Genomic DNA, 20421 nt, shown 5'->3' with positions numbered 1-20421 from the left:
GGCTAAAAATCAAAGCCCCAAGTGGCAAATAGGGATCCTGATTTAGCCAGCTGATAGCCATTTACATTTTGATAAACTGGTTGTAACCACTCGAGACTAAGGTGATTACCTCTGAGTGTTCCCTCTTGAATTGCGGCATTAAGACCAAATCCTACATCCCAATATTGTCCTCCGTAATTATAGGTATAGCGATCTGGCATAGCGCCAATAGTTTGCAGTTTTTCTTTAAATCGGCCCTGAACTTCCCCTTGCATGGTATACATACCTCGCATTGAAAAGGAAAGCCAGTTAAATATGTCATAACTCCCCCAAGTCATTGCTTCAAATCGATCGCCTAAAGCATAACCCGAAGCATTTCTTCCATTATGTACAACGCCATCGAGCTGGCTACCCCAAGACCAACGATCTAGATTAGCAGTGTAAGTTAAGCTAGGTAGAAAATCCCAAGTGCCACTGCCAAGCTGCATATCATATTCATAAAATAAGGCTTTAGCAAAATAAGGACTACTTGTATCTGTTTCTTGATCATTTAATGTAAGCCCTGAATGACCAGTAGGAGCACTTAGACCTGTAGTAAGATGAATATGATGCTGTGCTTTTGGTACCATTTGATGAGGAGAATCATATAATCTCCATAGGGAGAGAAATTGAGTATCCCCAATTCCTCCAGTGGCCTCTCTTAAAACACCACTGGGCATAATCATACTACTTTGTCCTGGAAGTACTTGGGGAGCTCCTGGAATATTCTTCATCGGCATCTGCATATCCATAAATGAAGGCATGAGCATCAATGTTACCCAAGAAGTGGGAGCGTACATAAATTCAATCATTTCCATACTCATATCCATGTGCATAGGCACCATAGAGCAGGTTGCCCCATTAGGACCACAACCATTATTCATAATATCAGTTAGACCTACAGGCTGAGTACCATGGAGCATATCTCCTCCACTCGGTGGTTTCCAACCATGATGGGAGTAGCGCATTCCTACCATGAGCTGTCCCGGTTGATCCAACATATGAGCATACATAACCGCAGCAGGTATGTTATGTCCTCCATGCCCACTATGGTTACTACTATGATGATGGCGATTAGATAATATACCGCCAGGTCGTGCTAAAGCACCTAAATCCATATTTATGGAAGCATTGGTAGAATAATAGCTGATATCAGCAAAATTTCCGACACCACCTCCCCCTAGTTTCAAGTCTCCTTGAAGGCGATAATAATTGAAACTTCCTGCAAGAGTAACCCCTTCCATAAATTGCTTACTTAACGATAATCCACCGCTAATTACGCCATAGCCAGATAATCGATAATCGCTTGAAAAATATTGTGGTGTGGGTAAAGCAGCTTGATTGTTTAAAGCATCTTGTAATGATATAGGCGTTTGAGATCCTATAAAATAAGGACTATAAAAATCTGCAGCATTTTGGCTGTAATATCTAACATTAGGTGTAAGTGTCCAACCACGACCTAATGGCTGAGCCCATGAGGCAGCAAAAGTATTAGCACTTATATTCCAAGAATCGTGAAAAAAACTATAATTTAATTTTAGGGCTGCTTTTGGTTTTTCAAAAAAACGAGTATAGCCAAACTTCCAAGTAAACTGATCTCGAAGATCAGGTCGATTATCATAGCGACTATAAGTCCATGCAGTACCTGGGGTAGTTAATGGTACTAAAAAAAGAGCTTCTTTATAGGGATCGGAGTTATAACCATCATTGCGGAGAAAAACAAAATCTGCATTAAAGAAAGAGTTTTTATCTAAAATTTGAGAAACTCCTAGATTAATAGAAAAATCATTTCTTTTTTTATTTGCATAGACAGACCAATCTGGAAAATCTGGGTTGGTCAGAGTTTGCGGATTGACTGGTACGGAAGTAAGTCTAAAGGGGAAGCGATCAGCAGTGATACTATTGTGGGTATAACTCACTCCCCAATTAAATGTGGTATGTTTTCGGTTAAAATCCCATGTTTGTCCAAAGCGAGCGTATTGAGAATGAAAATCTCTTTCATCAGAATCTCCACCACCTAAGTTATAGGTAATATCATCATTCCATCGATAAGATAAGGCAAAATCTCCTTGCTTTCTTGTTTCGGGAGAAGCCTCTGCCATCACATTAATCACTTCTCCTGTCATTAGTTGATCAAAAGTATTAGGGATAGTAGCCTCTCCCTGTCCAGTTTGAGTATCGAAATTAACGATTCCTCCTTTAATATTTAAAAACCCTGAAGCTCCTGATTCTGCATTGGGATTCCATCGAGTAACTGCAGCAGGAGCCGTAGTGATTTGGGTAGCACCAGACCAAGTATCTTGAATAAATTGAGCAATAAAAGTGAGTCGATCAGAGAGATCTACCTGTGCCGATCCATGAATACTATCAATATGAATAGAATTTTTTTTCATTCGAAATTGACTTGGCGTATTATCCCCTTCCGAAAAATGATTATATTGAAAGCTAAAATTCCCCCCTTCAGGATGAAAATTGCTTAGATCCATAAAATCTTCAACAAAATTTGCACCCTGTGCTGAAAGAGTAGCTAATCCAGGTAAAGCAAGTGCTGCAGTAGTAAGTGCTTGTATGGAATAGTTTTTATTTCTTATATCTAACTTGTTGTTTTTTTTATTGGATAACTTCACAGCTGACCTAACAAATAGAGTTAAGGCTTATAAATTGGTAGTAACAAGAATTAAAGTAAGGCTAAATTTCTCAATAACAACCACACCCACCTCCTGTGGTACTACCCCCACCTGCGGCTGCTTCTCTCCCACTTGTTACTTGTTGCTTCCATGAGTCTTGTAATGGTTGAGTACTTGGTGCCATATGAGGCTGGGCAAGATTACCTCGCTCCCATGGTGCTACTTGGCTACAGCCTGATATTTCACTAATTAGAAGTAGGAGTAATGGTAAGGTAAGCTTTATTTGTTTTTTAAGGCTATATTTTTTCATAAGCTGTAAACCTATCCCTACTACTCTTGCAAGGCTTGCTCTACTGCAGCTGTTATTTCTTTAATATCGCTAGTTCTAAAGCCAAGATGGGTATGGGAAATTGTGCCATCCTTATTTAGCACAAAAGAAGAAGGCATTCCTGTAAGGGAAAATGCTTTAGCACATTGCTGATTTGGATCTATGGCTACCTCAAAATCTGCAGGCGTTTGAGTAAGAAATTGTTTAGCATCTTTTAAATGCTCGTCTAAATTAACTGCCAGAATATGCAAGCCTTGTTGGCTATATTTATGATGTAAATTGTTTAAAAATGGAAAAGATTTTAAACAAGGAATACACCAAGAAGCCCAAAAATCTAAATAAACCACTTCTCCTTTTAATTGTTTTAGAGTGATTTGCTCTGAGTTCTCAAGTGAAGAAAAAGAGCAACTGGGTGCTTGCTCATTATTTGTCACACCCAGCCCGCTGATAGGAAAAAAGCTTATTAAGATATATAGAATTCCTAGTTTCCAATATTCCATTATAATATTTAAATGAGTTATTGATCCTGAATAGTAAGTAATGAAGCTCCCGTGTGAGCACCTTCTGCAGATTTACAATGATAAGTCAGATTATAATTCTTAGCTCCACTTTTTAATTTATGAACAAATACATAATAAGTCCCATCGGGACCAGGAACTGCAGCAATTGGCCCAGGTTGATCATCTAATCTGTTTGGATCAGAGGCAGTAGCTGCAGCTTGAGTTTGAGGAAATACGCCAACTGCACTTATTTTTCCACCTCCTGGAGTAGTCGTACCATCATAGATGGAAAGTTCCAACTTACCTGTGGTACCCCCTTGATCTGTGGAACAGAGTACAAAAAAGTAATCAGTTGCTGCTGCATCTTCGCCTAAAGATCCAGTTTGGGTATGTGCAATGGATTGGGTAGTAAAACTCAAAATAAATAAAATACTTGTTATTTTCCAAAAAATAAATTTTTTCATAGTGTGCTCCTATTTACTTATTTTTTTAATAAAATCTAAATAGATAATCTATGTTATCTATTTTGCTATGTTTGTATTAGTTTAAAAAATCGGGATAGGGATAAAATCCTTATCCCGATACACTAGGCAGAGAATAGCAACAAGTATTAATAAATCAAACTTATTACTGATCTTGGATGGTTAGGATAGAGGTGCCGGTATGAGCACCTTCAGACGATTGACAATGGTAAGTTACATTATACTGCTTTACTCCCTCCTTTAGTTTATGAACAAACATATTATAGGTACCATCAGTTCCAGGTTTGAGAAGACTGGAAGGACCACCAGGCATCGGGCTGAATCTATCTGGATCAGAAGCAGTGGTGGCAATATTTCCTGCAGGAAATTCACCAACAACACTTACTTTACCTCCTCCTTGAGTAGTCGTGCCATCAAAAATTTGTAAATAAAGCTGTCCTGTGGTACCTCCCTCATCAGTAGAACATTGCACCATATAATAATCTGTAGCATCTGCCGGATCTCCTAGGGATCCAATTTGATTATGGGCAGTCGCTTGAATAGAAGTCCCTAAAATAAATAAACCAATTATCCCGTTCCAAAGCATAAATTTTCTCATAGCTCACCTCTATTTCTCATACATACCGTTTGATATTTGCTCTAATCTCATTTTTGCAAAATTCTGCACGTTTGGATCTGAATCTTCTAATGCTATCTGAAGTAAATCAGTGTTTTCCGTATGACCTATAGCCATTAGACGTACATTCATATCCTCATCATTTAGAGCTGTGCTTAGTATATGATTAATATTAGGGTTATGGGTCCTAGTTAGACCAAAAATCGCCTGCGCTCTTACTTCAGAACTAGAATCTTGTAATGCAGCTTCCATTACCTCCCTAACAGACTCGTCTCCCTGATGAGTAAGAGCAAGGCGAGCTAAGGCAGCTTTTCTCTGGTTTGGATCGGATGATTGCGAAAGCTCAGCTAAACGATTAATTTCATTTGAAGATAAATTAAGTGTTCCCTCTGAAGACAATTGATACGAAGGATGGCTATTCGTATTTTTCTCTTCATTGCAAAGAGGTAATTGATCTTCAGGGGAATCTTCTTGTAGATTTGCTCTTTTTGAATTCTTATTGAGAATCCATATTTGAGCAAGGTGGGGGGGTAGATGGTCAGTAGCTGTTTGATGTTCATACTGATATACAAGATTAGTATCCTTTCCGAGAGCACATTTCAATACTATAAGCGGCATACCGACACAATTTGCATTTATAAGCCGATCTCCTTCTAAAGCACTATGGATATGTATCCGAGGGTTACTTTGATCTTCAATAATTTTAAGTACTTGCTCTAAGGGAGCTTGAGTGACTTCTAGCTGTATTAGATTACCATCCGCAGTAGATGGTATTTTTTCCCCAAAGCTACTGATCGAATAAGTGAGAAAAATAACAACAAATAATTGCTTTAAGCACATAATCCAAGGCCACAAATTATTTAAAAAATCTATAATTATCCACAAACTCTTTTTTGTTTAAGGCGTAAATCCACTCATAGGTAAGTAGGTGTCTATAGCGTCATCTGAAGGCTCTACTGCAACAATTTGCCCCCCTCCGCAACTCTCAGGCAATGGATTCTTTGCCAAATCACGAGTAATAGTTAAAGTTGGCCAATATCCCAAAGTACCTGTAGCAATTCTATCAGTCTCATTAAATACAGACGTGGTATGGCCAATCCAAATATCATTACGCTGATCATCTGTTCCTTGAGTACACCAATCCACAATACCAATCCGAATATTTAATTGTGTTGCACAAGAGCTTGCTTGAAAAGATACCCCTGCTAATTTAAAAGGAATTACCCCTACTAAATCTAGCTGTAACTCCCCTTCTTGACCTTGAGGAGCAGCATTGTTAGTTGTAGCTGAAGAGGCAGGAAGCCCTGTTACACTTTGTGGTCCCGGTGGAATAGTTAAAGTAGGTATTGAGTAATTAAACGCACGTGTATTACTACTTGAATTACTTAAGTACTGAAACCCACGTACATTACCAAGAGAATCCGTTTGTACTGTATGAACATTAAATACATTCTTATCCTGAATCCCTGTAGGAATAATAGTCAATGCCCCCCCTTCTATTACACTATTAATATCAATAGGCTGTTCTGCATCCCCAGAATTAGATAATACCGTAGCTACAGAATCTGATCCGTTAGGGAAAACAACTGATTCTGCAATCACTGGAATTTTTGGATTGGTTCCAGAGACACAGCCATGATTAATCACGTCAGCAGTGTATAAGGTTGTTCCCTCAATACTACCTTCTTTGATTGTTGTGTGGGCAATAGCTGTTTGACTTAAAACCAGTAATCCAATACGCCCAAATATGAGATAATTTTTATTCATTAATTTTTCCTTTTTTAAATTCAAAATTTCTAATATATATGCGATAAGTATGCCAATTTTAAATAAAAATTTAAAAACAATAGCTTATATAAAATAAATAAATATGTAAGAAAATAATTTTGTTATTTCACAGACTAAGCTAAGAAAATTCAGGGAAATGACTTGTTTTTAATAACACATTAATAGCCTAAAATATAATTAAAAACTAAATCATATTTTTAGGAAAGCTTAAATGAGCACCCATGAAATTGATTTTTATGCTTGAACCTAAGAGACCGCTGCGCTTCTGAAACAGAGAAAATTTACCGAGCTAGATTTGGATGCCTTAATTGAAGAGGTGGAAACTATGTGAAGAAGTGAACGGTGAGAGCTTAAAAACAGATTAAAAGTACTTCTGATGTACTTACTGAAATGGTGGTCCCAACCCACCTATCGAGGAAATCGAGGAAGAAGTTGGCGATCCACTATTTTTACTCAACGAATAGAGCTCAAAAACGTCCTAGATGACAATCCTAGCTTAAGATCTCAATTTACCCATTTTTTAGAAAGTTACGTACTTGGAGTCACTAAAACAGGGTTAGATAAATCTACATTTCCAGCAGCATTTAGTCAAACAGGCTGGCGTTGGAAGTAAATTCTAGATCAGGATTTTTATCCAGACAATTGGCTTATTTCTAGTAAATTAGAATGCATTTTGCAAATTACGATTTAGACTCTTATTTAAGGTTATGCCACTATAGAATAGTTAAAGATAACTAATCTACTTTCAAAAAATCGATCTAATTCTAACAGATAACCACATATGAAAATGCCAAAGCAAATACCATTGTTTTTATTCCTTATTCTTTCCCTTTCTGGCTTAGAAAGCCTGTCTTTTGCAGGGGATTTAGATACCGATAGCCAAAAAATGAGTTATATTATCGGTTACCAGCTTGGTCATAGCATGGAACAGCAAGGAATTACTATAGATAAAAAAGCACTCACACTTGCAATCGATGATGCTGCAAATAAAGTACCCGCGAAAGTAAGCCCAGAGGATGCACAAAAAGTGATGACAGCACTCCAAAAAAAAGAAGCAGAACAAAAAGCACAGCAAGCTAAAACAAATAAAGAACGAGGAGAAGCTTTTCTTAAGGAAAACAAAGCTAAACCCGGTGTAGTCACTTTACCTAGCGGATTGCAATATAAAATTGTAACCGAAGGAAAAGGAAAGATACCTACGGCTAAGGATAAAGTAGAAGTAAATTATCGAGGTACCTTAATTGACGGTACAGAATTTGATAGTTCCTATAGTAGAAATAAACCAGTTACTTTTAAGATAGATCAGGTCATTAAAGGCTGGCAAGAAGCACTATCCCATATGCCAGTAGGTTCTAAATGGCAAGTTTATGTTCCTTCAGATCTTGCTTATGGTCCACAAGGTGCAGGCCATTTTATTGGTCCAGATGAAGCTTTAATTTTTGATATTGAGTTACTTGGAATCAAATAGAAATTGTTAGAAATAGGGGCAGTGATAGATTGTTATTATCACTGCCCTGCTCTCTAGTATCTAGCTATTTTTTTAGTAAGGGTACTAAAGCAGGCCAAACGTTATTTAACATTATTTTTTGAGCCTCAACTTTAGGATGAATGCCATCTTCTTGAATAAGCTCTGGATGGATAGCAATATCCTTTAAAATAAAAGGTGCAAGAGAAATATCATATTCTTTTTCTAATTTAGGAAAGAGTGTTTCAAATGCCTTAGTATATTTAGGTCCATAGTTAGGGGGAATTCTCATTTTTACTAAAAGTATTTGGGTATTCTGTTTTTTAGATTGTTCAATAATTCGAGAAAAATTCTCTTCAATCTCTTTTAAAGAGATGCCCCGTAATCCATCATTACCACCAAGCTCTATAATGATGATCTTAGGTTGATATTTCTCTAACAAATCATGAATACGTGTTAGTGCCCCCCGGGTAGTCTCTCCACTCACGCTGGCATTGACTACTTGATAGGAGTAACTTGCACTTTGCAATCTTTTTTGTAATTGTACGACCCAGCCTTGATCCAAATTAATGCCATAGCCAGCACTTAAACTATCGCCTAAAACTAAAATTGCGGGTTGCACCTGAGCATGAATAGCTATAGGCTGAAGCAGTAAAATAGCGACTAAACTGAATTGAAACATGAAAGATAATTTTATTATTCGCACAGAACACCTCATTAAGCGGGTAGAAACACCAGATAACTACATTTTAACCATTTTAAATGATATTAACTTTTCTCTTGCCTCTTCCCAAGCACTTGCTATTGTAGGCACCTCTGGTTCTGGAAAATCTACCTTACTTGGGTTACTAGCAGGTCTTGATGTACCTAATTCAGGGAGAGTTATTTTAGATGGGGTAGATTTACAAATATTAACTGAAGATGAGCGAGCTAAATTACGTAATGAACGAGTAGGCTTTGTTTTTCAGAATTTCCATCTCTTACCTAACTTAACTGCATTAGAAAATATTATGCTTCCCTTAGAATTAGGTAACCATCCCAAGCCTAGAGAAACCGCCTTAGCTGAAATTAAAGCAGTGGGTCTAGGTCATCGTATTGATCACTATCCTAATCAGCTCTCTGGTGGTGAGCAGCAACGGGTAGCTATTGCCAGAGCCTTTGTTTCTCGACCTAAAATTTTATTTGCTGATGAACCTACCGGAAATCTAGATAATAAAACTAGCAATAAAATATCTGATCTTCTGTTTGAAATGAAGAAAACTTACGGTACAACCCTGGTTTTGGTAACTCATGATAAATCCCTTGCAAAGCGATGTAATCGTACTCTCACCTTAGAAGAAGGTAGGCTGAGTACTTCCTTTTCATGGAATCTGCTTAGATCATAAAAAAATAACTGATATGAAATCTCTCTCCCTCTCTTTTATTACGCTAAAACGAGATTGGTATTCAGGTGAAATTAAACTCATTGCTATTGCTTTAATTATTGCTATCAGTGCGGTAACCACTGTCAATTTTTTTGTAGATCGACTTCAGCAAGCCATAGAAATAGAATCAGGTAGTGCCATAGGTAGCGATCTACTCATCGAATCAGGCACTCCACTATCTTCAGAATTTATAGAAAAAGCAAAACAGCTAAAATTACAAACTACAAACACCCTTTCTTTTCGTACCATGATGTTTGTGGATGATGATTTACAACTAGCAGAAGTCAAGGCTGTAGAGGAATCCTATCCCTTACGAGGGCAGCTAATGATAGGAAATTCTCTTTTTGATCAAGCTACAAAAACTAAAGCAATTCCCTCTTCAGGCGCTGCTTGGCTTGATCCGCAGCTTGCTCAAGCCCTCGATATGGAAGTCGGTGATACCATTGAGTTAGGGGAATCAGCCTTAAAAATCGAAAAAATCCTACTACTTGAACCTGATAGGGGAAATCAAGTCTTTAACATTGCCCCTCGGCTAATGATTAATTTAGCGGATGCAAAGAGTACAGGATTACTATTACCGGGCAGTCAAATCTTCTACCGTGTCTTGTTTGCAGGTGCCCATCAAGATATTCTTAATTATAAAAAATGGGCTAAAAATCATCTTCCTGAAAAAGCAAAAATGATTAGTGTTGATGATCGCCGCTCAAAATTACGATCTGCCCTTGATCGTGCCCGTCAGTTTTTAACCCTTGCAGCACTTACTAGCGTATTTCTAGCTGGAATTGGGATTGCCATTGCGGCAAGGCAATATGCCCTTCGCCATCAAAGTAATAGTGCAATTATACAAGTCTTAGGGGCTACCCAAGGGTTAATCATTCGGATTTATACTTTAGTCATGGTGTGGCTAGGCCTTATTACTGGCTTTATTGGGGGCGGTATTGCTTGGGTTGCCCAACTGGTGCTTTCCCATTACAGCAGCCAGATGTTAGGCAGTGATCTTCCCCCAGCCTCGCTAGTGCCAATTTTTACTGGAGTTTTTACTGGGCTTATTGCTTTACTTAGTTTTGCTCTACCACCCTTACTCCAGCTTAAATCAGTACCTCCCTCTCAAGTATTACGCCATGATGAAGTTGCACTTAGGAAAAATACTTATTTATCTTATTTTGGAGCAATTGTAGCCATTGGAGCATTAGTACCTTGGCAATCTGGCCAGCAAGCATTAATTTTATATTTGCTTATTGGTAGTTTTTTTATTGCTGCTATTTTAACGATAACTTTATGGCTGCTTATTAGAAGCGTAAGAAGATTCCAAGCTAAAAAAGCAGGTATCGGATGGAGCTATGGTTTTGCTAGCATTGCACGAAGAGCTACAAGTAGTACTATTCAAGTGATTGCCTTAGGGTTAGGAATTCTGGTGATGCTACTATTGACTATCGTTCGCACTGATCTGCTTATGAGTTGGCAAGCTGAATTAGCCCCTGATACTCCTAACTACTTTATGATCAACATTCAGCCTGATGAGTTAGGAAAAATAGATCATATTTTCGATCAGTATTATCTAGCCAAACCTCAAATTTACCCTAATATCCAGGGTCGATTAATTGCTATTAACGATGAACCAGTACGATCAGAGCAGTATAAAAATCATCGAGCCCAACACTTAGCTGCCCATGAATTTCACTTAACCTGGACTCACTACCTACAAAAAGACAATAAAATTATTGCCGGGCGTTGGTGGTCAAAACCTGAAGACATGTTTGATCAATTTTCGGTAGAAGAAGAGTTAGCCCATACCTTACATATCCGCCTAGGTGATGATCTCACCTTTCAAATAGATAACCAAAGAGTGACTGCTCCAGTCACCAGCTTACGTTCTATGGAGTGGAATTCATTTAATCCTAACTTTTTTGTCATTGCCTCTCCGGGGCTGCTTGATCCTTACCCAAGTACTTATATGACTAGTTTTTACCTCCCTACAGATAAGAAACCCTTACTCATTGATTTTATAAAAGCATTTCCTAGCGTCACTATTTTAGATGTACAAGCATTAATGGAGCAGCTAAGAATTATTATCAATAAAATTACTTTAGCCGTTGAGTTTATTTTTACCTTTACAGTAGCTGCTGGATTCATTGTATTATTTGCTACCATTCAAGCCACTCATCGAGAGCGGCGTTATGAAAGTGCAGTATTTCGCGCTTTAGGAGCAAGCCGAGGTATTATTTTACGTGCTCTAATTGCTGAATTTACAGCACTAGGAGCACTTGCTGGTACCATTGCTGCTTTAGGTGCAATGATACTAGGTCATTTTGTTTCTGCCCATGTACTTCATATGACCTACCATTTTAATGGTTGGTTACTTATCATTGGATTATTGATGGGAAGTATTGGAGTATGTATTGCTGGATTAATAGGCACTCGCTCTGTGATCAATACCCCACCCCTTGAAACTTTACGGCTTTAAAAGCAAAAAACTCTATATTAAGAATAAATTAATAACTACCTAATTCTTAAGATAGGAGACAATGAAAACGCTGTATTAAAAGGTTAGATAAAAATTTTTATTTATTATTTCTATTGACTATATCTTCCCAGCTAGGTCCTTCATATACCAAGCTGATATAGCTTACTAGATTCACCATTCTTTTAAGGTCAAGGGTAATATGGGCGTTATTATTGCTAAAAGCGGTAGACCATTTATCGCACCACTTACTAGGAAAACACTGAGAGGAGTCATCGAAGTCATCTTTTTCTGAAATAGAAATGGGGTTACCATGTCTCTTCATAAGAAAGTTTTTTAACTCAAAATACTGACTCTCTCCTACTTCCCCATCCTGATCGTTTTGTATAATTTTCGAATACATCATGATTTTCTGTAATCCCCATTTTTTATCAAAAAGAAGTGAATAAGAATCAACACGGATCACAGGGAGCTGTTCAGGTAATTTTCTTGAAGAAAAGATATCAATATTTTCATAGGTTTGAGAATGGCTTAAAGTTGCTCCTAATGCTTTAACTTGCTTTTCAGTCATTCCCCAGCCCAAACCAAAAGGGGTATCCTCCGATAGTACTAAAGAAGTATCATCTGCTGCTAGTAATGGTGCTGCCCAAAAATTTACAGCTACTAAAGTAATGATGAAACAAAGCAATCTAAACTTAGCTTTATTCATTTTTATATTCCTTGTATTCGGTAAGCGTCATTATTTAATTTATGGGTAAATTAGAATTATATACAATCCTAGTTTTACTTATTTGAGCAAAAAGTAAGTTAATAATCTAAAATTAGGCTAAAAATTCTAAGTAAAACCCTTGTTTTTACATTAAGTGAAGTTTCGCTTTTTTCTAAAAGCGATAATAAATATTGCCTCGAAATGCCCGAGGAATAACTGGATGGAATACAGTGCTTGATACGGCAGCTTGCCCTTGGAGTCTATAATCATAAAAGTAGCCAATATCCCAGTCTTTAGCATTGAGTAAATTAAGCACATCTAAAGACACGCTCCACTGCTCGCTTTTATAACCTAATTTTAAATTAACTAAGGTAGTAGGTTTCGCAAAAACATTTTCATTCTTCTCTTCTGTTAGCGGAGAATCACCAAAGTGACGTAAGCGAATGGTGCCAAAAATATTCGGGTTAGTAGGCCAGTTTGCGGTTATTCCTGCACTAATCACCCGTCCCATGGAGTTTGGTACCGCATCTCCATTAATAAACTGAGCTTTTGAGAAAGCAAAATCAGCATCTATAGTGAGCCAATCAAGAGGGCGGTAATAATTACTCCATTCCACCCCATAACGATTACTTTCTCCAGAAGGCTCATTAGTACCCTCGTCCCCATCAAAAACTAATTCAGAATCCATATTGAGATACCATACAGATAAAGTAGTGGTAAGTTTGGGAAGCCAAGTATTTCTCACGCCAACCTCTGCCCCTTTAGTACGAGCTAGCGGTGTTACTGCTTCAATGGGATCTCCAGTTTCAAGATCATGATTTTGAGTTACCCCTCGTGCATCATTACTATGAAAATCATAACCTGCATTTAGAAAATATTCAGTTTTATCCCAAGGACCAAAGATCAGCCCAAATTTTGGGCTAGCAATAAAAGCAGTTACATCTCCAGAATTCTCCGGATGGATTAAACCAGTAACATCAAAATTATAAAGATCTCCTCTCACTCCAATAACTGAACGAATCTTATCTGTCCATGTAATCATATTCTCCCCATACCAACCTACACTACTTTGATACACCCGATCGTTGGATACGGTACTTAATCGCTGACGAGCACGAGTATGAAAGATTCCTACTTCACCAATATGATCATGGCGAAATTGCATACCGATCGTATTAGTAACTGCTTTTCCGTTCCAGTCTAAGAACCAGCTGTGTTTTCCATTCACACCAGTCACCCACCGTCGACCCCTTTGATTAATCTGATCCCCATTAATAGGATCATCTAAAAAATAAGTAAAGTTAGAATATAAGTTGAGATCATAATAATAACCATAGGCATTGACCTCAGTAGTGGTGCTATCCCCATTGCGAAGCCAATTTAATCCTAAAGTATAGCGATCGGTGATACCACCATCGGTAGGATCAATACTTCCATATCGAGATATTAGCCCTTCTTCTACTGCTTGAAGTGGAATTTGATCAGTAGAATTCCAATTAGCGTGATAAGCATGGGCTTTTAATGAAAGTTTTTGTTGATTATCTCCTATCGTATATTTAAATAGCCCTTTGTAAAATCTGGCATCATTAGGCGTAACCCAAGGGCCATTTTGGAATTTAAATTCCCCTGCATAGAGAAAATCTCCACTCCCTACCGTGCTTGAATTAGCTAGTACCGCACGATAATAATCAAATTCTCCTAGTGTAAGAGAGGCAATCCCTTGCGGTAATTTATCAAAAGTACGAAATGCAGCACTACCTGCCGATGAAAAATCCCCCACTGCCGCATAATAAGGTCCTTTTTTATACTCAATATCTTCTACTAATTCTGGAATTAATCCATTCAGATCTAAATAACCTTGACCGTGGGCATGAGAAGGTAAATTTAAGGGAATACCATCAATGCTAGCGGAAAAATCTGTACCATGATCTAAGTTAAAGCCCCGAAGAAAATATTGATTAGCTTTCCCAGGTCCACTATGCTGAGTAACCATCATCCCCGGAATAACTTCTAATAATTCTCCCGGTCTTAATAAGGGACGCTCCTCTAACTGGCGATAACCCACATGGCCTTGAGAAGCAGAGGTAGTAATCCCTGTTAAATCAGCTCCCCGCCCTCCTGTAACTGTAATTTTTTTTAAAGATTTAGTGCTAGTTTCTGCTTCAAATTCAGCTTCAGATTCTGTTTTATTTTCTTTTTTCTTTGAAGAATCTGAAGATAAAGATTCGGCATAGCCTCCATCACTCCATAAAAATAAACTTCCTAAAAGTATCCAAATAGATATTTTTTTAAAAAAACTACGTACTCCCATTAGAGAAAATTATTTAATTTTTTTAATGAAAAATGGAAAATCAGTATATAGATATACTGATTAGCGAAATTGGAATTGGACCCCTAGCCCTATTGCACTAACTTTAGGACCAGAAACTCCAGGCACCCAAACTCTTCCCTTGGTATTAATATCACCGTACTGATAAAAAAGAGAAATGCGGGCATCATGACCATCAATCACATAATTGACTCCTGCTTCAATTTCATCTCGATTTGAACTATTAAAAGGAATATTATCAGTCCATCGTACATAGGGTTGAAATTGACCAATCAGCACTTTTTCTGGGAAAAGATAAAGAGCAGAGGCAGTATAGGCGTTCCCTTCAAAAGTGCAAAAACAGGTAGGATCAGCAAGTGCTGTAGGAGTCAATCCTGGAGCAAAATATTTATATTCTCCGCTGAAAGTAAATACACTTTTACTAGGTAATACTTTTTCTAACAGAATATCCACATCCATCCCTAAGAAATTTGTAGGACTTTGTGCGGTACCTGCCCCGTGGACCTGATATTGAAAGGAGCTGCCTACAGTAAGAATATCTCCTTGTGTACCATAGTAGGTACTACTAAGATAATCTCCGGGGTTTTGCTCCACATTCCAAAAATTATAGCCCACTCGTGCTGCAACTAACGGACTGGTGCCCATATCTTGAAGAGCAAGACCCCGAAATAATCCAAAAATATAAGTAAATCTATTCTCTGGACTTGCTGACCCCCAAATATTCATCCCCGTATCCCGAGCAAACCGCCCATCTATCCGATGTTCGGTAGAAAAATCAGAAGGATAAAAAGCAATTCGTTCAAATTCATAGATACTTTGAAAAAAAGGTCCCGCTAACTCACCCCGATCAGCTGGCGTAATCATTCGCCCTAACCAAACATTAAAGGCACTACTGACTTCAAATTTTAAAATACCGTCTAATACTTGAATATCTGCACTTAGGGCGCAACTAGCGCATTCAGTATTAAATTCAAATTTGATATATTTATGTAGCTGTCCATTGACATAAATACGCCAATTGTTCATTTTTGCACTAGGTGACCATTGGCTTTGAGGAAGATCGCTAATGTCCTTAAAACGAGTTTTTACTCCCCCTCCTATACTGATATTCCGATATTTATCATATTCATAATGAAACCCATCTAAGCCGGGAAATGCCCACCCAAGCTCAGAAACGCCCAGAAAAAATAAGATAAAAAAGAATAATAAGGTATGATGGCAGCAAACGCTGCCATTAAAAATCATTGTTAAAAACGAATTATATTAGGTGGTCAATAGCCACAATCCGGCACCTACAGAAAATACACCTAAAATTCGTGTCAGTGCTGCAAAACGAGTCGGCATAAAATAGGCTAGTCCATAGCCTAAACCATGAAGTAGAGTAGTAGCTAGAACAAAACCCAAGGCAAATCCGATTGGATTGTCCAAAGTGGGAATTTCTATGCCATGGGCATAGCCATGATTAATGGCAAATAATGCGGTAATTCCTATGGAGAAAAATAAAGGTAATCGTATAGCAAGGGCAACGAATAATCCTAGAGCAAGTACAGATACGGCAATGGCATTTTCAATAAATGGTAAAGTGGTATTGAAGTAAATTCCGAGTAATCCTCCTACTAACATAGCGGCTACAAAAGTAACTGGGATAGCTAATCGAGTTTTCCCTTGCTGCTGTGCTGCCCAAAGGCCTATAGCAAGCATCGCCATGAGATGATCAAAACCGGTAAAAGGATGCAAAAAACCATGGGAAAATCCCATAAATTCATGATTAGTATGCCCAGGATGGGCCAAAACTATACTAGAAAACAATAATAGCCCTAAGAAATTAAATAGATAATTGATATTCATTGTTAATTCTCTCTAGTTTATTTTTAATAACCCTTGGTGTTCAATAAATTGGATGATTTCAGCAAGTCCTTGTTCTGATTTTAAATTACTAAAGATAAAAGGCCGCTCTCCTCGCATCTTTTTAGCATCCCGATCCATCACTTCTAAAGAAGCTCCTACTAAGAGGGCAAGATCAATTTTATTGATAACCAGTAAATCAGATTTACAAATTCCGGGCCCTCCTTTACGGGGAATTTTCTCTCCTGCAGCCACATCTATCACATAGATAGTAAGATCAGAAAGCTCTGGGCTAAATGTAGCAGCTAGGTTATCTCCGCCTGATTCCACAAAGATTAGATCCAAATCAGAGAAACGCTGATTTAGCTGAGAAACTGCCTCAAGATTGGCAGAAGCATCTTCTCGAATTGCAGTATGTGGGCATCCTCCTGTTTCTACCCCCATAATCCGATCTGGGCTTAAAGCATTATGATGCACTAAAAATTGTGCATCTTCTTTGGTGTAAATATCATTGGTGACTACTGCAAGGCTATATCGATCATGTAATGCACGGCATAAAGCAAGAGTTAGGGCAGTTTTTCCAGAACCAACTGGACCACCAATCCCTACTCGTAATGGTTGTTTACTCACTTTTTGATTCTCCTAAGAGCGAAATAATCGGCTATATTGAGTTTCATGATTCATTGAGGCAATAGCTAGTCCCCAAGCACCATTTGCCAGCTCATTATCCGTGCAGATCATTGCATGGTGATAAGCTTGATCAAGTGCTGGTAATAACTGAGAGAGTAAGTTTTGAGAAGCTTGCTGACCTAGAGGTAGTGCTTTCATCAGTACAATCAGTTGATTTTCTAACCAACTCCATAACCAAGCAGCAAGTCCATCTTCAGGGGATAAGCTCCAAGCGTACGTTGCGACTGACCAAGAAAGAAAGAAGCTGGGATCTTTAGCATCCAAAATTTTTTGCTCTAGCTCTTTATTGAACCCAGGTAATTGTTTAATTAACTGAGTTAGAGAAAAGCCAAGTTGCTGGGATTCTCCATAGAGTTCTGCTGTTTCTCGGCTTGCTTTATACTCTACTTCCCATTGAGTTAATTCTTCCCATTTGTTATTCGCAATAGCAGTAAGTATTCGAAATAACAAGGGAGCTTCAAAGCAGGAGATATTTAAGGCTAACTGATCAGAGATCCAAACCTTAGCACTTTGAGCATCGTGGACAATATCTTGCTCAATGGCACTTTCTAAGCCTTGAGAATAGCTATAAGCCCCAATGGGAAGTTGAGGGCTTGCTAACCGCAATAGGGACCAAGCCCTATTCATTAATGATCATGAAAGTGATGTAATTTAGCTTCATAGTGAAATTCACCTTGATCTCGATGACTGTGATGGTGTCCTCCTCCGTAAGCCCCAGCTTCCGGCTGATAAGGAGCAATCACTTTAGTTACGCTTACCCCAATGTGAATCAGCATTTCTTCAAGTACATAATCAGAAGGTAGTCGTAACCACCCTTCACCGATTTGAAGCCGAACATGGCGATTGCCTAGATGATAAGCTGCTCTAATTAAATCTAGGGGGTGTTGTGCTTGTACCTCCATAAGATCTTCGGGTTTAGCCTGTATTTCTAATACTAAACCATCGGTAGTACCTAGTTTATCCCCTACGGTAAGAGTAGTGCCTCGTTCAATACGAAAAGCTGCTTCTTGACCATCTGGTAAATGAAAGCGTAATTGACTTCGTTCCCGTTCTTCAAAGGTAAACGCTATCTCTAGGGTAGCTGGTGTTTCTGAAGAGAGATGTTGATCGAATAGTAACATAAGCATTTATCTAAAATAAAAAATAACGCTGTGCCATAGGCAATATGTCTACTGGTTCATACCAAAGTAGTTGCTCATCGGCATGGACCTGATAATTTTGAGGATCTACTTCAATATGAGGGGTAGCGTTGTTATGAATCATATCTTTCTTCCGTAAATTACGAGTATTTCGTACTGCAATTAAAGGTTTTTTTAAACCATAGCGTATTCCAACATCTTCCTCCAAAGCTGCTTGGGAAACAAAAATAAAACTATTGGCAGTGCAGCTACTACCATAGCTGCCAAACATGGGCCGATAATGCACAGGTTGTGGGGTAGGAATTGAGGCATTAGGATCTCCCATAGGGGCAGAAGTAATCACACCGCCTTTAATAATCAAGCTAGGTTTTACCCCAAAGAAAGCAGGTCTCCATAAGACTAAATCTGCCCATTTACCTTTTTCGATAGAACCAATTTCATGGGAAACACCCCAAGTAATGGCAGAATTAATAGTATATTTAGCAATATATCTTTTTACTCGAAAATTATCGTTTCTAGCACTATCCTCTGGTAGTGCTCCTCGTTCATGTTTCATCACAGAAGCGTTTTGCCAAGTACGTAAAATCACTTCCCCTACTCTACCCATAGCTTGGGAATCAGAAGAGTACATACTTAATGCCCCCATATCATGGAGGATACCTTCTGCTGCAATAGTCTCCTGACGAATTCTACTTTCTGCAAAGGCAACATCTTCTGCAATGGCAGGATTTAAATGATGGCAAACCATCAACATATCCAAATGCTCATCTAAGGTATTCACCGTAAAAGGTACCGTTGGGTTAGTGGATGCAGGTAATACATTAGGCTGTCCGCAAGCTTTAATGATATCAGGAGCATGACCACCACCTGCCCCTTCCGTATGATACGTATGAATGGTACGGTCTTTAAAAGCCCCTAAAGTCGCTTCAAGAAAACCTGATTCATTTAAAGTATCGGTATGAATAGCAACTTGTACATCAAATCGATCCGCTACACTTAAGCAATTATCAATCGCTGCAGGGGTACTGCCCCAATCTTCATGGAGCTTAAGCCCAAAGGCACCTGCTCGAATTTGCTCTTCAATAGGAAGGGGTAAGCTTACATTACCTTTACCAGTAAATCCTAAATTCATAGGGAAAGAATCAGCAGCTTGGAGCATCCGTTTAATATGCCAAGGTCCGGGAGTACATGTGGTAGCAAGAGTACCTGTGGCAGGACCTGTACCCCCACCAATCATGGTAGTGATTCCGGAATTCAATGCTTCTTCAATTTGCTGTGGGCAAATAAAATGAATATGGGTATCGATACCGCCAGCAGTTAAAATCATGCCAGTTCCAGAAATTACCTCAGTAGCTGCACCAATAGGTAAATCTACATTGGCTTGAGTATCAGGATTTCCTGAAGCACCGATGCCCGCAATTCGTCCATCTTTAATTCCTACATCTGCTTTAATGATTCCCCAGTAATCAATAATAATTACATTGATGATGACTGTATCCATAACTTCAGCGGTAGGCAGTTGGCTTTGTGCCATCCCATCTCGAATGGATTTTCCTCCTCCGAACTCTACTTCATCTCCATAGGTAGTAAAATCTTTTTCAATTTCAATCCATAAATGAGTATCTGCAAGGCGCACTCGATCCCCTACGGTAGGACCATAAAGATCAGCATAAGCTTGGCGGGATAATTTTTTCATAATGGTCCCATAATCTGGCCATTAAAACCGTAGACATGTCGTCGTCCTACGAATTCCACTAATTCAACAGTACGACTTTGTCCGGGTTCAAACCGTACTGCATTGCCTGAAGGAATATTGAGTTTCATTCCTCGGGCTCGCTCCCTATCGAAAGACAGTGCGCTATTTGCTTCATAAAAATGATAGTGAGATCCTACTTGGATAGGTCGATCTCCTGCGTTAATTACTTTAATAGTTAGGGTGCGACAACCTACATTAAGCTCTATTTCCCCTTTTTCAACTTTAATCTCTCCGGGAATCATCT

Annotated in this window: 20 protein-coding genes and 1 pseudogene; 4 read left to right on the top strand and 17 right to left on the bottom strand. The window is 38.5% G+C overall.

The features are described 5' to 3' along the window. Positions 1-2: 2 nt before the first annotated feature. The 7 genes from OOL07_RS02545 to OOL07_RS02515 all read right to left on the bottom strand — a co-directional run bounded on the left by OOL07_RS02545 (position 3) and on the right by OOL07_RS02515 (position 6338). Positions 3-2645 (bottom strand): DUF3570 domain-containing protein, encoded by a 2643-nt coding sequence (locus tag OOL07_RS02545; RefSeq protein ID WP_264694835.1) that lies wholly within the window; start codon positions 2643-2645, stop codon positions 3-5. A gap of 70 nt (positions 2646-2715) precedes the next feature. Next, positions 2716-2955, bottom strand: coding sequence for a DUF4266 domain-containing protein (locus tag OOL07_RS02540; RefSeq protein WP_264694833.1), 240 nt, complete (start codon positions 2953-2955; stop codon positions 2716-2718). Between the two features lie 20 nt (positions 2956-2975). Further along, entirely contained in the window at positions 2976-3473 is a 498-nt protein-coding gene (locus OOL07_RS02535) for a TlpA family protein disulfide reductase (protein ID WP_264694831.1), read from the bottom strand. Between the two features lie 17 nt (positions 3474-3490). Then, on the bottom strand, positions 3491-3937 hold the full coding sequence (locus tag OOL07_RS02530) for a hypothetical protein (protein ID WP_264694829.1): 447 nt from the start codon (positions 3935-3937) through the stop codon (positions 3491-3493). Between the two features lie 163 nt (positions 3938-4100). Then, positions 4101-4553 carry a hypothetical protein gene (locus tag OOL07_RS02525; protein WP_264694826.1) on the bottom strand — a complete coding sequence of 151 codons (453 nt, stop codon included), beginning with the start codon at positions 4551-4553 and terminating at the stop codon, positions 4101-4103. Between the two features lie 9 nt (positions 4554-4562). Next, positions 4563-5456, bottom strand: coding sequence for a HEAT repeat domain-containing protein (locus OOL07_RS02520; protein WP_264694824.1), 894 nt, complete (start codon positions 5454-5456; stop codon positions 4563-4565). 12 nt (positions 5457-5468) lie between these two features. Beyond that, positions 5469-6338, bottom strand: coding sequence for a hypothetical protein (locus tag OOL07_RS02515; RefSeq protein ID WP_264694822.1), 870 nt, complete (start codon positions 6336-6338; stop codon positions 5469-5471). Between the two features lie 283 nt (positions 6339-6621). Between OOL07_RS02515 and OOL07_RS02510 the strand changes: the two are divergent. After that, positions 6622-6972, top strand: a pseudogene (locus OOL07_RS02510) (DUF29 domain-containing protein); the annotation flags it as partial. 174 nt (positions 6973-7146) lie between these two features. After that, complete coding sequence (bamJ, locus tag OOL07_RS02505; RefSeq protein WP_264694820.1) at positions 7147-7827, top strand: BamJ family beta-barrel-assembly machinery protein; 681 nt, start codon at positions 7147-7149, stop codon at positions 7825-7827. 64 nt (positions 7828-7891) lie between these two features. Here the strand turns inward: bamJ and OOL07_RS02500 are convergent, their stop codons facing one another. Continuing rightward, positions 7892-8506: an arylesterase gene (locus tag OOL07_RS02500; RefSeq protein ID WP_264694818.1), complete on the bottom strand. Its 615-nt coding sequence runs from the start codon at positions 8504-8506 to the stop codon at positions 7892-7894. Here OOL07_RS02500 and OOL07_RS02495 point away from each other — a divergent pair. Both OOL07_RS02495 and OOL07_RS02490 read left to right on the top strand, forming a co-directional pair. Beyond that, on the top strand, positions 8505-9209 hold the full coding sequence (locus OOL07_RS02495) for an ABC transporter ATP-binding protein (RefSeq protein WP_264694815.1): 705 nt from the start codon (positions 8505-8507) through the stop codon (positions 9207-9209). The two genes, OOL07_RS02500 and OOL07_RS02495, sit on opposite strands and share 2 nt — an antisense overlap. Before the next feature lie 13 nt (positions 9210-9222). After that, complete coding sequence (locus OOL07_RS02490; protein WP_264694813.1) at positions 9223-11712, top strand: ABC transporter permease; 2490 nt, start codon at positions 9223-9225, stop codon at positions 11710-11712. Between the two features lie 97 nt (positions 11713-11809). Here the strand turns inward: OOL07_RS02490 and OOL07_RS02485 are convergent, their stop codons facing one another. From OOL07_RS02485 to OOL07_RS02445, 9 genes are all read right to left on the bottom strand, one after another. Beyond that, entirely contained in the window at positions 11810-12418 is a 609-nt protein-coding gene (locus tag OOL07_RS02485) for a hypothetical protein (RefSeq protein ID WP_264694811.1), read from the bottom strand. A gap of 172 nt (positions 12419-12590) precedes the next feature. Next, on the bottom strand, positions 12591-14729 hold the full coding sequence (locus OOL07_RS02480; protein ID WP_264694808.1) for a TonB-dependent receptor: 2139 nt from the start codon (positions 14727-14729) through the stop codon (positions 12591-12593). Positions 14730-14789: 60 nt separating this feature from the next. Next, the gene (locus tag OOL07_RS02475) at positions 14790-15992 is read right to left on the bottom strand and encodes a hypothetical protein (RefSeq protein ID WP_264694806.1); all 1203 of its coding nucleotides are present in this window, start codon (positions 15990-15992) and stop codon (positions 14790-14792) included. An 18-nt stretch (positions 15993-16010) separates the two neighbouring features. Then, a complete protein-coding gene (locus OOL07_RS02470) occupies positions 16011-16595 on the bottom strand; it encodes a HupE/UreJ family protein (protein WP_264694804.1) in 585 nt (194 codons plus the stop codon). Between the two features lie 12 nt (positions 16596-16607). Then, positions 16608-17222 (bottom strand): urease accessory protein UreG, encoded by a 615-nt coding sequence (ureG, locus tag OOL07_RS02465; RefSeq protein ID WP_264694802.1) that lies wholly within the window; start codon positions 17220-17222, stop codon positions 16608-16610. Positions 17223-17234: 12 nt separating this feature from the next. Continuing rightward, positions 17235-17909, bottom strand: coding sequence for an urease accessory protein UreF (locus OOL07_RS02460; RefSeq protein WP_264694800.1), 675 nt, complete (start codon positions 17907-17909; stop codon positions 17235-17237). Next, positions 17909-18403, bottom strand: a complete 495-nt coding sequence (gene ureE / locus OOL07_RS02455; RefSeq protein ID WP_264694798.1) for an urease accessory protein UreE — start codon at positions 18401-18403, stop codon at positions 17909-17911. Before ureE ends, OOL07_RS02460 begins: the two co-directional genes overlap by 1 nt. 10 nt (positions 18404-18413) lie before the next feature. After that, complete coding sequence (gene ureC / locus OOL07_RS02450; RefSeq protein WP_264694796.1) at positions 18414-20117, bottom strand: urease subunit alpha; 1704 nt, start codon at positions 20115-20117, stop codon at positions 18414-18416. After that, positions 20114-20419: an urease subunit beta gene (locus OOL07_RS02445; RefSeq protein ID WP_264694795.1), complete on the bottom strand. Its 306-nt coding sequence runs from the start codon at positions 20417-20419 to the stop codon at positions 20114-20116. The genes ureC and OOL07_RS02445 overlap by 4 nt, the downstream gene beginning before the upstream one ends. Between the last annotated feature and the right edge of the window lie 2 nt (positions 20420-20421).

Source organism: Candidatus Nitrosacidococcus sp. I8 (assembly GCF_945836005.1).
In the GTDB taxonomy this organism is placed as follows: domain Bacteria; phylum Pseudomonadota; class Gammaproteobacteria; order Nitrosococcales; family Nitrosococcaceae; genus Nitrosacidococcus.
This window is presented reverse-complemented; position numbering and strand designations above follow the sequence as displayed.

Excerpts from the sequence above, each read along its gene's own strand:
- OOL07_RS02540 (WP_264694833.1), bottom strand. The coding sequence starts at position 2,955 with ATGAAAAAATATAGCCTTAAAAAACAAATAAAGCTTACCTTACCATTA.
- OOL07_RS02535 (WP_264694831.1), bottom strand. The coding sequence starts at position 3,473 with ATGGAATATTGGAAACTAGGAATTCTATATATCTTAATAAGCTTTTTT.
- OOL07_RS02530 (WP_264694829.1), bottom strand. The coding sequence starts at position 3,937 with ATGAAAAAATTTATTTTTTGGAAAATAACAAGTATTTTATTTATTTTG.
- OOL07_RS02525 (WP_264694826.1), bottom strand. The coding sequence starts at position 4,553 with ATGAGAAAATTTATGCTTTGGAACGGGATAATTGGTTTATTTATTTTA.
- OOL07_RS02515 (WP_264694822.1), bottom strand. The coding sequence starts at position 6,338 with ATGAATAAAAATTATCTCATATTTGGGCGTATTGGATTACTGGTTTTA.
- bamJ (WP_264694820.1), top strand. The coding sequence starts at position 7,147 with ATGCCAAAGCAAATACCATTGTTTTTATTCCTTATTCTTTCCCTTTCT.
- OOL07_RS02495 (WP_264694815.1), top strand. The coding sequence starts at position 8,505 with ATGAAAGATAATTTTATTATTCGCACAGAACACCTCATTAAGCGGGTA.
- OOL07_RS02500 (WP_264694818.1), bottom strand. The coding sequence starts at position 8,506 with ATGTTTCAATTCAGTTTAGTCGCTATTTTACTGCTTCAGCCTATAGCT.
- OOL07_RS02490 (WP_264694813.1), top strand. The coding sequence starts at position 9,223 with ATGAAATCTCTCTCCCTCTCTTTTATTACGCTAAAACGAGATTGGTAT.
- OOL07_RS02485 (WP_264694811.1), bottom strand. The coding sequence starts at position 12,418 with ATGAATAAAGCTAAGTTTAGATTGCTTTGTTTCATCATTACTTTAGTA.
- OOL07_RS02480 (WP_264694808.1), bottom strand. The coding sequence starts at position 14,729 with ATGGGAGTACGTAGTTTTTTTAAAAAAATATCTATTTGGATACTTTTA.
- OOL07_RS02475 (WP_264694806.1), bottom strand. The coding sequence starts at position 15,992 with ATGATTTTTAATGGCAGCGTTTGCTGCCATCATACCTTATTATTCTTT.
- OOL07_RS02470 (WP_264694804.1), bottom strand. The coding sequence starts at position 16,595 with ATGAATATCAATTATCTATTTAATTTCTTAGGGCTATTATTGTTTTCT.
- OOL07_RS02460 (WP_264694800.1), bottom strand. The coding sequence starts at position 17,909 with ATGAATAGGGCTTGGTCCCTATTGCGGTTAGCAAGCCCTCAACTTCCC.
- ureE (WP_264694798.1), bottom strand. The coding sequence starts at position 18,403 with ATGTTACTATTCGATCAACATCTCTCTTCAGAAACACCAGCTACCCTA.
- ureC (WP_264694796.1), bottom strand. The coding sequence starts at position 20,117 with ATGAAAAAATTATCCCGCCAAGCTTATGCTGATCTTTATGGTCCTACC.
- OOL07_RS02445 (WP_264694795.1), bottom strand. The coding sequence starts at position 20,419 with ATGATTCCCGGAGAGATTAAAGTTGAAAAAGGGGAAATAGAGCTTAAT.